Source organism: Ruegeria sp. CH5 (assembly GCF_056537025.1).
The window spans coordinates 712,219-725,699 of record NZ_JBQFQT010000001.1; the positions used below are offsets into that span (position 1 = coordinate 712,219).

Genomic DNA, 13,481 nt, shown 5'->3' on the forward strand with positions numbered 1-13,481 from the left:
TCCCGTTGTCCTGCCGGTGTGGCCGGCCCCTACTCCGCCGGTTCAGGCTCGTCCAGTTGCGCCACCCGCGCCCCCGACTTGTTCGACGTCACCACACCCAGCGACTTCAGCTTTCGGTGCAGGGCGCTGCGTTCCATTCCAACGAAACTGGCCGTGCGGCTGATATTGCCGCCAAAGCGATTGATCTGGGTCAGCAGATACTCACGCTCGAACGCCTCTCGTGCCTCGCGCAGTGGCAGCGTTGCCAAAGCGCCCGACAGCACGACCCGGCCGGAATCGTCGGCCTTTTCCTCTTCATTCGGCAATTCCCGCGCTTCGATCGGTCCGGTGCCATCACCAAGGATCAAAACCCGCTCGACCAGGTTCTTCAACTGGCGCACGTTGCCAGGCCAACTCATGGTCTGCAGCAGAGCCACGGCCTCTTCCGACAACTCGCGCACGGGGAGGCCCTGGGTTTCGTTGCACATCTCGATGAAATGCTTGGCTAGGACAGGAATATCTTCGCGCCGTTCTTCCAAGGACGGCACCGCGATCGGGACGACGTTGAGGCGGTGATACAGCTCTTCGCGGAACCGGTCCGCGGCAATCTCGGTTTCAAGGTCGCGGTTAGTGGAAGAGATCACACGCAGATCGACACGGACGTTGTCCGAGCCACCCACCCGCTGAAACTGCTGATCGACGAGGACGCGCAGGATCTTGGACTGCGTGCCCAACGGCATGTCGGCAACCTCGTCGAAATAGACCATACCGCCATGGGCCTGTTCGAGCAGACCGGACTCAACGCCACGCTCGGCGGATTCACGGCCGAACAGCACTTCTTCCATGCGTTCGGGCTCGACCCCTGCGCAGTTGACCGTGACAAAGGGCGCGTTCGCCCGGTTCGAGTGCGCATGAATGTAGCGCGCGGCGATTTCCTTGCCCGATCCAGCAGGACCACGCAGCATCACCCGACCGTTGGATTTGGTCACCTTGTCCAACTGGCTCAGCATCGCGCGGAACGCAGCCGACTTGCCGATCATGTCGGAATTGCTGACTTCCTTGCGCTTGAGCGAGGCATTCTCGCGACGAAGGCGCGAAGTTTCCATCGCGCGGCGGATTACCACCATCAACTGGTCGATGTTGAAGGGCTTCTCGATGAAATCATATGCCCCCTGCTTGATCGCCGCGACGGCGATTTCGATATTTCCGTGCCCCGATATGATCACCACCGGAACATCCGGATTGTCGCGTTTGACCGCCTTCAGAATGTCGATTCCATCCATGCGGCTGTCCTTGAGCCAAATATCCAGGATCAGCAGCCCGGGTGGTTCTGCGTTGATCGCGGCCATGCACTCGTCCGAGTTGCCGGCCAGCCGGGTGGAATATCCTTCGTCCTCCAGAATGTCGGACACCAGTTCGCGAATATCGCGCTCGTCATCTACGATCAGAATGTCACTCATCTTTGGCCTGCTTTCAGTGTTTTGGTTTTAATTGCCTGCTTTTGCGGCGCTGCGACCGGGGCCGTGTTGGCCTTCGGCAACCGGATCACGGCCATTGCGCCAAAATGGTCCTGTCCGTCGAACACGGGCGCATCCTCAAGGGTCAGCGTACCGCCGTGTTCTTCAATGATTTTCTTGACGATGGGCAGGCCCAGGCCAGTCCCTTCGTCGCGCGTGGTCACATATGGCTCGAACAGCCGCGCCCGGTCTTCGGGCAGCCCGATGCCGTTGTCCGCGATGGTAATCAGTGTTCCGTCGTCATCCGTGGACAGGCGCACCTTTATCTGCGGGCTGAGGTTGTCGGGCGGACCCTTCTTTTTCAGGGTTTCGATGGCTTCGCCGGCGTTCTTGATCAGATTTGTGAGCGCCTGGTTCAGCATCGTCGCGTCCACATCGGCCAATACTGGCTGGTCCGGGATCTCCGCGTCAATCTGAACGTCTGGCTGACCGGCCTGCTGCAGCAGAACCGCCTCGCGCACCAGGCCCGCGATATCTTCCTCGTGCTGGTCGGGCTCGGGCATTCGGGCAAACTTCGAGAATTCGTCGACGATCCGGCGCAGATCGCTGGTCTGGCGAACGATCACGTCGGTCATGGATTCAAGGCTGGCGCTGTCCTCTTCATCCAGTTTCCGCGCGAACTTCCGCCGGATGCGTTCGGCGCTCAGCTGAATGGGGGTCAGCGGGTTCTTGATCTCATGCGCGATGCGGCGGGCCACATCACCCCAGGCCGCCATACGCTGGGCGCTGACCAGATCGGTCACGTCGTCAAAGGCGACCACGTAACCTTCCAGCCTGCCGTCCTCGCCGCGCCGGGTTGCCATCCGGACCAGCAGGTTTTCCAGCTGTCCCTTGCGGGTGACCTTGATTTCGTCCTGAATTGCTTCCTGGTTGCCTTCTTTCAGCGCTTCGAACAAAGGCAGGAACTCGGGCACGGCGATGCCGATTGCCAATTGTTGCTCATGGCCCTTCCAGTCCAGCAAGCGCTCGGCCGATCGGTTGACGAATGTCACCTGACCATCCGGATCCACCCCGACAACGCCAGAAGTCACCGAGCTGAGCACCGAGTCGAACAGTCGGCGGCGGCTTTCGATCTGGCGGGTGTTTTCAAGCAGCGTACCCCGCTGCGCCTTCAATTGCCGGGTCATCTGGTTGAAATAGCGCCCCAGCATGGCGATTTCGTCGTCGCTGGCCTCCTCGATGACCTGCACGTCCAGATCACCGGCCCCGACCCGCTGCGCGGCGGTGGTCAGACGACCAACCGGGCGCGAGAGCCGCTCGGCGAACCACATACCCAGCGAAACGGCCGCCAAAATAAGGATTACCGCAAACCCCAGATACAGCAGCCCGAACTCGAACAGCACCCTGCCCCGTTCGTTTTCCAACTGTTGATAGAACTGCGCGGTTTCCTTGGTGTCATCCAAAAGGGTCAACAACTGGCCATCTACGGCGCGACTGACATACAGGTATCGGTCCAGATAGGCGCGCAGCGGCACCAGAGCGCGAAATTCGTTGTTGGGCCAGTCCGCGATGATCAACAGACCCTCTTCTCGGGCCTGCTCCAACTGCTCGGGTTTCGGCGGTTCGTAGTTGAACAGATAAGACCTGTCTCCGCGGGCCCGGATTTCACCACTGCCGTCAATCACGTAGGCTTCGCGCAGTCCGCGCTGAATCTGTGCCTGCCCCTGGGCCAGCACCTCGCGCAGCTCGGCATCCGAGATGTAGAAGTCCAGCTTGCGTGCATTGTCAAGAAACCGCGCAAGAACTGTGGCATCCTGCGTCAGACCCTGTTCGTGCTCTTGTTCATAGGCCTCGGCGGCCGTCAGCGAAGATCCGACCACCTGCCTGACCCGGTCCGAGAACCATCCCTCAAGCCCGATATTCACGGTCAGACCGGCAAAAATCGCAACCGTCACCGTGGGCACCAGCGCCAACAGCGTGAACGCACCGATCAGCCTCAGGTGTAGGCGAGAGCCCGCCGATTTGGCCCGGCGCGCCGCAATAAGATTGCCCAACTGCCCCAGAACCAGGGCCGCCACGACCAGAATGTAGACAAGGTCTGCCAGCAGAATCAGCCGAAGCGTGGGGGCATTCGCACCCAGGTCAAACGGCCCGATTACAAGGTAGGTCGCAAGTGTCAGGACCGGCCCCAACACAACCAGCCCCAAGGTGCCGAAATTGCGCAGTTTCCGGGACTTACGCCACCGATTCAGGGTTAATGCCGGCCGTTTCTGTGCCCGGGATACCACCGTCTGCCCTCATCCTGATGTGCCGCTTTCGCGGCGTACCGCCATATGTCGTGGTCTTTTCCGGGATCGTGCCCGGATGCCACGGTTTGTGTGGCGAGATTACATCAGTTTGCGTCGACGTGTCACCTGAATATCGAGATCAGTAATTTTTTTGCGCAGCGTATTCCGGTTGATCCCCAGCAAATCAGCACATTTTGCCTGATTTCCTCCGGTCGCATCCAGAGCGATTTCGATCAACGGTGCCTCGACCTCGCGCAGAATGCGCTGGTACAACCCCGGTGGCGGCAGCATGTTTCCATGAAGGTCGAAGTAACGCCGCAGATGCCGCGCAACCGACGACGACAGTTTCTCTCGTTCGCTCCCGCTCAGCAGTGGTTCGGCCTCGGGCTGACTGCCCAAGACGGCCTCGACCTCGGACTTGGTGATTTCGTCGGATCGGCTGGTCAGGCTCAGCCGGCGGATCGCGTTTTCCAGTTGCCGCACGTTGCCGGGCCAGGAATACCGGCGCACAAGTTCGATCGCGTCAGGGCCCAACCGCCGCTTTGTGCCGTTTTCGCGTTCCTCGCGGGCCAGAAAATGCTCGGCCAGCAACAGGATGTCGTCGACCCGCTCGCGCAAGGCTGGCACATGTATGGTGGCACCGCAGAGGCGGTAATAAAGGTCCTGCCGCACCCTCCCGCTTTCCATCGCCTCGGTCAGGTCCGACTGGCTGGTCGCCATGAAGCGTGGAACGTGGTCGCCGGGCGTATCCATCATCCGCACGATCCGGGCTTGGATTTCATCGTCCAGGTCTGCAATTTCGTCGATCAGCAAGGTACCGCCGCGCACCCGGGCCATGACCCGGGCCGGACCCTCCAGGTCGCGCAGGTCCGCTGCAGTAGCAGTCACAAAGGGCAGTGTCCGCCGGTCTGAGAAATCGTGAATTGCCCGCGCAATCAACGACTTGCCCGTGCCACTTTCACCGGAAATCATGACCGAAAGATCGGTGTTCATGACCCGGGCAACCAACCTGTACAGGGCTTGCATCACCGGGGTCCGGCCGACCAATGGCAGTTCGTCGGGGCGGTCTTCGGATGTGTCCGCAGGTTCGATCTGAACCCGTTGCTTGCGGTCCAACGCCCGGGCGGTGCGCTTCATCAGGTCCGGCAGGTCGAACGGTTTGGGCAGGTAATCATAGGCATCCGCCTCGGCCGCCTGAATCGCCGTCATGATCGTGTTTTGGGCCGAGATCACGATCACCGGCAGGCCCGGCCGGTCCTGCGCGATTTTGGGCAGCATTTCCAGCCCGTTGCCATCGGGCATGACCACGTCCGAGATCACCACGTCGCCCTTGCCCTCGCCGACCCAACGCATCAGCGTCGTCAGGGACGAGGTCGCATGCACCTTGCAGCCCGCCCGCGTCAGGGCCTGGGTCAGAACCGTCCGGATCGTTCTGTCATCATCTGCAACCAGTACCGTGCCATCCATCTGGTGTTCTCCTTGATTATTCTTTGTCCTGCCCTGCCTCGCGCGGCGCGCGGCGCAGCGACAGCCGGAAGACTGTCCGCCCCGGCACCGACTCGGCCGTGATCCAACCGTCGTGGTCGGACACGATCTTGCTGACCAGCGCCAAGCCAAGGCCGGTGCCGTTTTCCTTGCCGGATACGAACGGGTCGAAAATATCGCCGCGGATGTCCTCGGGCAGGCCCGGGCCATCGTCGATGATCTCGATCTGCAGCGGCAGCGAGTGCCCCGAGCCGTCACTACGCCGCAGACGGAAGGAATGTTCGAAATAGGTGTGCAGGCGGATCGTTCCGCCCTCGGGGCCGGCGGCCTCGGACGCGTTCTTGAGCAGGTTCAGAACCACCTGCAACAGCTGATCCGGGTCACCATAGGCCAGTGGCAGCGACGGGTCGTAGTCCTCGACGATGGTCATGTCCGCGCCAAAGCCCAGCAGCGCCGAGCGGCGCGCCCGGTCCAGAACATCGTGGATGTTGACCGGCTTGAACTCGGGCCGCGAGAGGTTTCCGAACTGCTCGACCTGCTCGAGCAGCTTCACGATCCGGCGACTCTCGGCCACGATAAGATCCGTCAACTCAAGGTCTTGCGGGCCGATATTCATGCTCAACAACTGTGCGGCACCGGTGATCCCGGCCAGCGGGTTCTTGATTTCATGCGCCAGCATCTCGGCCATGCCGATCGCCGATTGCGCCGCCGATTTGACCGTGTTGCCGCGGGTCATGCGGCTGGCCAGTTCGCGCGGCGAGACGATCATGATCATCGACCCCGGATGCCCCAGCAGAGGCGCGATCTGCAGCGCGCATTGCAGCGGCGCGCGATTGCCCGAGCCCACGTCCACGTCATTAACGAACAATGGCGTGCCCTGCTCGCGGGCGCGCGTGAACGCCTCTTCCAACGGCGCGTCCACGGCGATCTGGTCCCAGACCGGATGCCCGACCACCGATTTGCGCGAGGCGTTCAGGAACCCCTCACCCGAGGAATTGACGTCGGCGATGCGATCCTCGGGGTCGATGATGAAGGCGGGAACCGGCAGCGAGGCCCAGATGACCTGATCCGAAATCATGCTGCCACCTCGGCATTTTCCGCCAACGCGTCGCCGATCAGCCGCAGAACCTCGGCCGGATCGCGCGAGGTCAGGACAGCGCGGCGCAGCAACGCCGGCGTTCTAGCCTCGTCCATGTACCAGCCCAAATGCTTGCGCGCGACACGCAGACCCAGATCGGCGCCGTAGAAGCCCAGCATCGCCTCGTAATGCGCCCGCACCATGTCAGCCCGGTCGTCGCCCTCGGGAACCTCTGGCGCCGGCGTCCCCCACAACTCGTGCGCGATCTGCGCCAGCAGCCACGGTTTGCCCTGCGCGCCGCGGCCCACCATGACGCCATCCGCGCCCGACTGCTCCAGCGCTGCCTGCGCACGCTCGGGGCTGGTGATATCGCCATTGGCCACGACCGGAATGCTGACGGCATCCTTGACCGCGCGGATCGCGGCCCAATCCGCCTCGCCCTTGTAGAACTGACAGCGCGTGCGCCCGTGGATCGTCACCATCTGAACGCCGGCCTCCTGCGCCCGCCGCGCCACGTCCGGCGCGTTCAGTAGCGTGTCGTCCCAGCCCAGTCGGGTCTTGAGCGTCACCGGAACGTCCACCGCGCCCACGACCGCCTCGATCAAGGTCAGGGCGTGATCGGGCGTCTTTAGCAGGGCCGAGCCGGAATAACCGTTCGTTACCTTCTTGGCCGGGCAGCCCATGTTGATGTCGATCACCCGCGCGCCCCGGTCGGCAACCTGCCGTGCGGCCTCGGCCATCCAATAGGCGTCGCGCCCGGCCAGTTGTACGGCGGTGTTTTCCACATCCGCCGATAACTCGGCCCGTTCGCGCACGCCGGGCTTGGCCTGCACCATCTCTTGGCTGGCGACCATCTCGCTGACCACCATCCCGGCGCCGAACCGCATGACGAGGTCGCGAAACGGCCGGTCGGTGATTCCGGCCATCGGCGCCAGCAGAACCGGCGGGGTCAAAGTTTTCTCGGCAATGCGCAGCGTCAACGTGCCTAATCCTTGAGCAATTGCGGTTTTCATATCGAATACGGGGCGTATGAACAACAAATCCGCGACCAACAAGCCCGCAAAATCATCATATGCCCATTTTTTAATCAGCTTACCGCGAGTGATTGCCTCTGCTTTCACCGCCGCCTAAACACGGAAGCCAAACGAAGGTCGGAAATTCAAACATGACAACCGCCGCCATCATCGTCGCCGCCGGGCGCGGCCTGCGCGCCGGAGGGGGCCAGCCCAAACAGTGGCGCCCCTTGTCCGGGCGGCGTGTGGCCGACTGGACGATCGAACGGATCAAGGCGCAGGTGCCGCTGGTCGTGCTGGTCCTGTCCGCCGATGACCCCGAGGCCTGGACGGAATTCGCCGACAGCGACCTGATTCTTGCGCCCGGCGGCGCCGACCGCGCCGAGTCCGTGCGCAACGGGCTGCAGGCGCTGGCCGATCGCGGCGTCAGCAAGGTTCTGATCCATGACGTCGCCCGGCCCTGTGTCAGCGCGCGGGTCATTGGTGACGTGCTGGCGGCCCTCGACACCCACGCCGCTGCGGCGCCGGGGCTGCCGGTCACCGATGCGCTGTGGACCGGGGCCGAGGATCAGGTGACCGGCACCCGAGATCGCGCGGGCCTGTTTGCCGCGCAGACGCCGCAGGGGTTCCGCTATGACGCCATCGTCGCCGCGCATGCGGTGTATCCCGGTGGGGCCGCCGATGATGTCGAGGTTGCCCGCGCCGCCGGGATCAACGTGGCCATCGTGCCGGGCGACGCGGACAATCTGAAAATCACACGGCCCGAGGATTTTGCCCGGGCCGAAAGGATATTGAGGTCAGACATGGATGTAAGGCTGGGCAACGGATATGACGTGCACCGGTTCGGGCCGGGCGATCACGTGATCCTGTGCGGCGTCGAGGTCCCGCATGATCGGGGGCTGCAGGGCCATTCCGACGCGGATGTGGGCATGCACGCCGTCACCGACGCGATCTATGGCGCGCTGGCGCAGGGCGATATCGGTCAGCACTTTCCCCCATCCGACCCACAGTGGAAAGGCGCCGCCAGCGAGATCTTTCTGCGCCATGCGGTGGATCTGGCCGCGCGCATGGGCTTTCGCATCTCGAACATCGACTGCACGCTGGTCTGCGAATACCCCAAGATCGGCCCGCACGCTGCGGCGATGCGGCAGAAAATGAGCGAAATCATGGGGTTGGAGGCCGACCGCGTGTCGATCAAGGCCACCACGTCCGAGCGGCTGGGCTTTACCGGCCGCAAGGAAGGCATCGCCGCTATCGCAACCGCCTGTCTGGTGAAACCATGACCCTGGCGCGCCTGATCGGAACCGTCGGCGGGATCGGTTACCTTCGCCCTGCCCCCGGCACCTGGGGTTCGCTGGCCGCCCTGCCTTTGGCCTTGGCGCTGCACCTGCTGGGCGGCTTCCCGCTGCTGGCCGTCGCAACCGTCGCCGTTTTTGCGGCCGGCACGTGGGCCACGGGCGTCATGACTGCCGGGCAGGACGATCACGACCCTTCAGAGATCGTCATCGACGAGGTCGCGGGCCAATTCATCGCTATCTGGGCCGTGTCTTATCCGGCCTGGGCGCATGACATCGCGGTCACCGCCCTGTGGCCAGGCTGGATCGCCGGGTTTTTGCTGTTCCGCTTGTTCGACATCACCAAGCCAGGCCCCGTCGGCTGGGCCGACCGTCGTGGCGACCCCTTGGGCGTGATGCTGGATGACGTGATCGCGGGCTTGTTCGCGGCCGTGGGCGTTCTGATCCTGGCCGGGATCTCACATGGAGTACTGGGCTTATGACCGTCGCCGAACTGCTCGACCGCGCCAAGGCGCTGAACGTCATGATCGCCACAGCAGAAAGTTGCACGGGCGGCATGGTCGCCGCCGCGCTGACCGACATTCCCGGCAGCTCGGCCGTGGTTGACCGAGGCTTCGTCACCTATACCAACGCCGCCAAGCAGGACATGCTGGGCGTGCGTGCCGAGACGCTGGAGGCCCATGGTGCCGTTTCTGAAGAGGTCGCCCGCGAGATGGCCGAGGGTGCGCTGGCGCATTCCCAGGCGCAGCTTGCGGTCTCGATCACCGGCATCGCGGGGCCCGGCGGGTCCGAGTTCAAGCCCGAGGGCCGGGTCTGTTTCGGCCTTGCCGTCACAGGCCACCCCACCCTGACCGAAACCGTCGAGTTCGGCGCCGCGGGCCGCGCCAACGTCCGACGCGCGGCGCGGGATCATGCGCTGAAACTGCTGGAAAACGGCCTTTCCGAACTAGCCTAAATTTTTAGCACTTGCCCGGATAAGGCGCACTTTTTGTCACCACTTGGAAAAAGGACGCCAAAACAGGCACCTTTTTCGCACCCTGCCTCTTTTTTCCTCGGCGCCCGTTCGGTTGAACCCACGGCACGTCACTCACACCGCGCCCCTTGGCGCAGCTTCAGGAAAGAGGAGAACGGCCCAATGAACGGAGCCGATACCGCCTGGATCATCGTCGCGACGGCGCTGGTCCTGTTCATGACCTTGCCGGGCCTGGCCCTGTTCTATGGCGGGCTGGTGCGCGCCCGCAACGTGCTGAGCGTTTTCATGCACTGTTTCGCGATCGCCTGCCTGATGAGCATCCTGTGGCTGGTCGCGGGGTATTCAATCGCCTTCGGTGACGGCGGTTCAGGCCTGTGGGGCGGGCTGGGCAAGGCGTTTCTGAACGGCGTTGATGCCGACAGCCTGTCGGGTACCCTGCCCGAAGTGCTGTTCTTTGCCTTCCAGATGACCTTTGCCATCATCACCCCGGCCCTGATCGTCGGCGCCTATGTGGAACGCGTGGGCTTTGGTTTCGTGCTGGTCTTCTCGGGCCTTTGGATGCTGCTGTGCTATGCGCCGGTGGTGCATTGGATCTGGGGCGGCGGCATCCTGACCGATGGCGGCATTCTGGGCGAGGTTGGCGTGCGCGACTTTGCCGGTGGCATCGTGGTGCACGAAACCGCCGGTCTGGCCGCTCTGATCATCGCGTGGGTCCTGGGGCCGCGCAAGAACCGCACCACCCCGCCGCACAACCCCGGATACGTCATGATCGGGGCCGCGATGCTGTGGGTCGGCTGGTTCGGCTTCAACGGCGGCTCGCAGCTGGCCGCGGATGGCGGCGCGGCCATGGCGCTGACGGTCACGCATATCTCGGCCGCCACCGCATCGCTCAGCTGGGCGCTGTGGGAGCGGATCAAATACGGCAAGGCCTCGCTGGTCGGTCTGGTCACCGGGACCATCGCGGGTCTGGCCTCGATCACGCCGGCCTCGGGCTATGTCGATCCGGTACAGGCGCTGATCATCGGCGCGGTCGCCGGGGTGCTGTGCCAGGAGGCGGTGAACGTGGTCCGCAACGTGCTGAACATCGACGATACGCTGGACGTGTTCGCCGTGCATGGCGTGGGCGGCATTTTCGGCACCATCATGATCGCCGTCTTCGGCCTGGGCGCCTGGACCGCGCAGCTGGGCGGATTGGTGATCGTGGGTGTCTTTACGTCAGTTGTCACATTTGTGCTGATCAAGGTGGTTGCGCTTGTCACCCCGCTTCGCGTAGACGCCGAGACCGAAACGAACGGGCTCGACCTGTCGGTCCACGGCGAACGGGCCTATGACATGAGCAGCTAAGCCCACCTTGGCTGACTCGACTGCCCATCCGGGCATCAAGCGGACCTCTTGGGAGGTCCGCTTTTCTTTTGGGCCAACCCCTCTCGACATCGGACCGGTCGGCAGGCTATCAGCCCGCAACGTCATTTCATCACCGAGGTCCCGCCATGATCCCCAGTTCCTTTCCCGACAGCACGGAAATCGCCCGCCTGACCGCGCGGATGCTGCTGGAGATCAAGGCGGTGCATTTCAACGCGCGCGAGCCGTTCACGCTGGCCAGTGGCCTGCCCAGCCCCACCTATATCGACTGCCGCAAGCTGATCTCGTACCCGCGCACCCGGTCGACCCTTATGGACTTCCTGACGGTCACCGTCATGCGGAATGCCGGATTCGAAGCCTTCGACAACATCGCCGGCGGTGAAACCGCGGGCATCCCCTTCGCCGCGATGGTGGCCGAGCGCATGGCCCTGCCGATGACCTATGTGCGCAAGAAGCCCAAGGGCTATGGCCGCAACGCCCGGATCGAAGGGGCCATGACCGAAGGCCAGCGCGTGCTGCTGGTCGAGGACCTGACCACCGACGGCGGCTCGAAACTGTCCTTCGTGGACGCGATCCGCGAAACCGGCGCCACCTGTGGGCATACGGCGGTGATCTTCTACTATGGCATCTTCCCCGAAACCGAAAAGACACTGGGCGATCATGGCGTGCAGTTGCACCACCTGTGCACCTGGTGGGATGTTCTGGCCGAGGCCAAGGCGCAGGGCACGTTCGACGCGGAAACGCTGGACGGGGTCGAAGCCTTCCTGAACGACCCGCGCGGCTGGCAGGAGGCCAACAAGAGCTGACTATCCGGCCATTGTTGAAGGCCGCGAAACACTGGCCGTCAGCCTTGCTGCCTATCCACAAGATGTTGACGAATGACCGATCCCTGCGGCAGGATACAGGAGCGGAAGATATGCACAGCATATCCCCAGAAAACATACAATTTGCCCCGACTCACGGGGCCGCGATATGACCTTTGTCCCATGGGGACAGCGAGAGCAGCAATGAACGAGATCAGCAGTATCGAGCAGGCAGCGGCGCAGATTCAGAACGCCGAGACCATGCCGCATTCCATCGAGGCCGAACAGCAGCTTCTGGGCGCGATCCTGACCAACAACGACCTGTATGACCGGGTCGCCTCGATCATCGGGCCCGAGCATTTCTATGACCCGGTCCATGCCCGCATCTATGAGGTCGCCGCCGCGCGCATCGCCAAGAACGCGCTGGCATCGCCGGTGACGCTGAAATCCTTCATGGCCGAGGACGAGGGTTTGAAGGAACTCGGCGGCCCGGCCTATCTGGTCAAGCTGGCCGGGGCCTCGATCAGCGCCTTCGCCGTGCATGACTATGCCCAGATGATCTATGATCTGGCGATCCGGCGCGAACTGATCCGGCTTGGTCGCGACATCTCGGACAAAGCCGCGCGGGTCGAAGTGGCCAGTGAGCCCAAGGAACAGATCGTCGAGGCCGAGCAAAAGCTCTACAAGCTGTCCGAACAGGGCCAGACCGAACAGGGGTTCAAATCCTTCCTCAAGGCCGTGACCGAGGCGGTGAATGTCACCAACGAGGCCTATCAGCGCGGCGGCGGCATGGCCGGGATTTCGACCGGGCTGGTCGATCTGGACAAACAGCTGGGCGGGTTGCACCCGTCGGACCTGATCATCCTTGCCGGGCGTCCGTCGATGGGTAAGACCTCGCTGGCGACCAACATCGCGTTCAACGTGGCCAAAGCCTATAAGCGGGGTCAGCGCGCCGATGGCACCGAGGGTGCGGTGGACGGCGGCGTCGTCGGATTCTTTTCGCTGGAAATGAGCGCCGAGCAGCTGGCCGGACGGGTTCTGGCCGAGGCGTCCGAAATTTCCAGCCACAAGATCCGTCAAGGCGACATGACCGAGGACGAGTTCCGCCGTTTCGTCGATGCGGCCAAAGCGCTGGAAGCCTGTCCGCTTTACATCGACGACACACCGGCTCTACCGATCTCACAATTGGCGGCCCGGGCGCGGCGGCTCAAGCGGACGCATGGGCTGGACCTGCTGGTCATCGACTATCTGCAGCTGTGCCGCGGCATGTCCGACAACCGCGTGAACGAGATCGCCGAGATCTCGATGGGCATGAAGGCCATCGCGAAAGAGCTGAATATTCCCGTCATCGCCCTGTCGCAGTTGTCGCGTCAGGTGGAAAACCGCGACGATAAGCGCCCGCAGCTGTCCGACCTGCGCGAATCCGGCTCGATCGAGCAGGACGCCGACGTGGTGATGTTCGTGTTCCGCGAGGAATACTACAAAGAGCGCGAAAAGCCCGGCGATCACGAGCTGGAGAAGATGGAAGAGTGGAAGCAGGCGATGGAGCGCCTGCACGGCAAGGCCGAAGTCATCGTCGGCAAGCAGCGCCACGGCCCCATCGGCACGGTCGAGCTGTCCTTCGAGGCGCAGTTCACCCGATTTGGCAACCTTGTCAAACCCTGGCAGCAGGGTGGCCAGATCGAAGGCTACTAAGCCCATCAGGCCCGAATCCATGTGCCGCGGCCCAATGCGCCGGATGAACGATC

11 protein-coding genes are annotated in these 13,481 nt (G+C 63.2%); 6 read left to right on the forward strand and 5 right to left on the reverse strand.

Annotated features, from left to right (window positions below; genetic code table 11):
- Window positions 1-29: 29 nt before the first annotated feature.
- From ntrX to dusB, 5 genes are all read right to left on the reverse strand, one after another.
- A complete protein-coding gene (ntrX, locus tag ACR0JC_RS03470) occupies window positions 30-1,439 on the reverse strand; it encodes a nitrogen assimilation response regulator NtrX (RefSeq protein ID WP_480763235.1) in 1,410 nt (469 codons plus the stop codon).
- Window positions 1,436-3,724: a sensor histidine kinase NtrY-like gene (locus tag ACR0JC_RS03475; RefSeq protein ID WP_170338874.1), complete on the reverse strand. Its 2,289-nt coding sequence runs from the start codon at window positions 3,722-3,724 to the stop codon at window positions 1,436-1,438. Before ACR0JC_RS03475 ends, ntrX begins: the two co-directional genes overlap by 4 nt.
- Window positions 3,725-3,823: 99 nt before the next feature.
- Window positions 3,824-5,191 (reverse strand): response regulator, encoded by a 1,368-nt coding sequence (locus tag ACR0JC_RS03480; protein WP_170338872.1) that lies wholly within the window; start codon window positions 5,189-5,191, stop codon window positions 3,824-3,826.
- A 16-nt stretch (window positions 5,192-5,207) separates the two neighbouring features.
- Window positions 5,208-6,287 carry a two-component system sensor histidine kinase NtrB gene (locus ACR0JC_RS03485; RefSeq protein ID WP_170338870.1) on the reverse strand — a complete coding sequence of 360 codons (1,080 nt, stop codon included), beginning with the start codon at window positions 6,285-6,287 and terminating at the stop codon, window positions 5,208-5,210.
- Window positions 6,284-7,300, reverse strand: a complete 1,017-nt coding sequence (gene dusB, locus ACR0JC_RS03490) for a tRNA dihydrouridine synthase DusB (protein ID WP_170338868.1) — start codon at window positions 7,298-7,300, stop codon at window positions 6,284-6,286. The genes ACR0JC_RS03485 and dusB overlap by 4 nt, the downstream gene beginning before the upstream one ends.
- 152 nt (window positions 7,301-7,452) lie before the next feature.
- Between dusB and ACR0JC_RS03495 the strand changes: the two genes are divergently transcribed.
- From ACR0JC_RS03495 to ACR0JC_RS03520, 6 genes are all read left to right on the forward strand, one after another.
- Window positions 7,453-8,583, forward strand: a complete 1,131-nt coding sequence (locus tag ACR0JC_RS03495; protein ID WP_170338866.1) for a bifunctional 2-C-methyl-D-erythritol 4-phosphate cytidylyltransferase/2-C-methyl-D-erythritol 2,4-cyclodiphosphate synthase — start codon at window positions 7,453-7,455, stop codon at window positions 8,581-8,583.
- Window positions 8,580-9,077, forward strand: a complete 498-nt coding sequence (locus tag ACR0JC_RS03500; protein WP_170338864.1) for a phosphatidylglycerophosphatase A family protein — start codon at window positions 8,580-8,582, stop codon at window positions 9,075-9,077. Before ACR0JC_RS03495 ends, ACR0JC_RS03500 begins: the two co-directional genes overlap by 4 nt.
- The gene (locus ACR0JC_RS03505; protein WP_170338862.1) at window positions 9,074-9,550 is read left to right on the forward strand and encodes a CinA family protein; all 477 of its coding nucleotides are present in this window, start codon (window positions 9,074-9,076) and stop codon (window positions 9,548-9,550) included. Before ACR0JC_RS03500 ends, ACR0JC_RS03505 begins: the two co-directional genes overlap by 4 nt.
- Window positions 9,551-9,730: 180 nt before the next feature.
- Complete coding sequence (locus ACR0JC_RS03510) at window positions 9,731-10,912, forward strand: ammonium transporter (protein ID WP_170338860.1); 1,182 nt, start codon at window positions 9,731-9,733, stop codon at window positions 10,910-10,912.
- 146 nt (window positions 10,913-11,058) lie between these two features.
- Window positions 11,059-11,736, forward strand: coding sequence for an orotate phosphoribosyltransferase (locus ACR0JC_RS03515; protein ID WP_170338858.1), 678 nt, complete (start codon window positions 11,059-11,061; stop codon window positions 11,734-11,736).
- A 201-nt stretch (window positions 11,737-11,937) separates the two neighbouring features.
- Window positions 11,938-13,428: a replicative DNA helicase gene (locus ACR0JC_RS03520; protein WP_170338856.1), complete on the forward strand. Its 1,491-nt coding sequence runs from the start codon at window positions 11,938-11,940 to the stop codon at window positions 13,426-13,428.
- Window positions 13,429-13,481: the final 53 nt, after the last annotated feature.

What these genes read in the sequence shown, in the direction of transcription:
- ntrX (WP_480763235.1), bottom strand. Translation starts at nt 1,439, where the DNA reads ATGAGTGACATTCTGATCGTAGATGACGAGCGCGATATTCGCGAACTG.
- ACR0JC_RS03480 (WP_170338872.1), bottom strand. Translation starts at nt 5,191, where the DNA reads ATGGATGGCACGGTACTGGTTGCAGATGATGACAGAACGATCCGGACG.
- ACR0JC_RS03485 (WP_170338870.1), bottom strand. Translation starts at nt 6,287, where the DNA reads ATGATTTCGGATCAGGTCATCTGGGCCTCGCTGCCGGTTCCCGCCTTC.
- dusB (WP_170338868.1), bottom strand. Translation starts at nt 7,300, where the DNA reads ATGAAAACCGCAATTGCTCAAGGATTAGGCACGTTGACGCTGCGCATT.
- ACR0JC_RS03495 (WP_170338866.1), top strand. Translation starts at nt 7,453, where the DNA reads ATGACAACCGCCGCCATCATCGTCGCCGCCGGGCGCGGCCTGCGCGCC.
- ACR0JC_RS03500 (WP_170338864.1), top strand. Translation starts at nt 8,580, where the DNA reads ATGACCCTGGCGCGCCTGATCGGAACCGTCGGCGGGATCGGTTACCTT.
- ACR0JC_RS03505 (WP_170338862.1), top strand. Translation starts at nt 9,074, where the DNA reads ATGACCGTCGCCGAACTGCTCGACCGCGCCAAGGCGCTGAACGTCATG.
- ACR0JC_RS03510 (WP_170338860.1), top strand. Translation starts at nt 9,731, where the DNA reads ATGAACGGAGCCGATACCGCCTGGATCATCGTCGCGACGGCGCTGGTC.
- ACR0JC_RS03515 (WP_170338858.1), top strand. Translation starts at nt 11,059, where the DNA reads ATGATCCCCAGTTCCTTTCCCGACAGCACGGAAATCGCCCGCCTGACC.
- ACR0JC_RS03520 (WP_170338856.1), top strand. Translation starts at nt 11,938, where the DNA reads ATGAACGAGATCAGCAGTATCGAGCAGGCAGCGGCGCAGATTCAGAAC.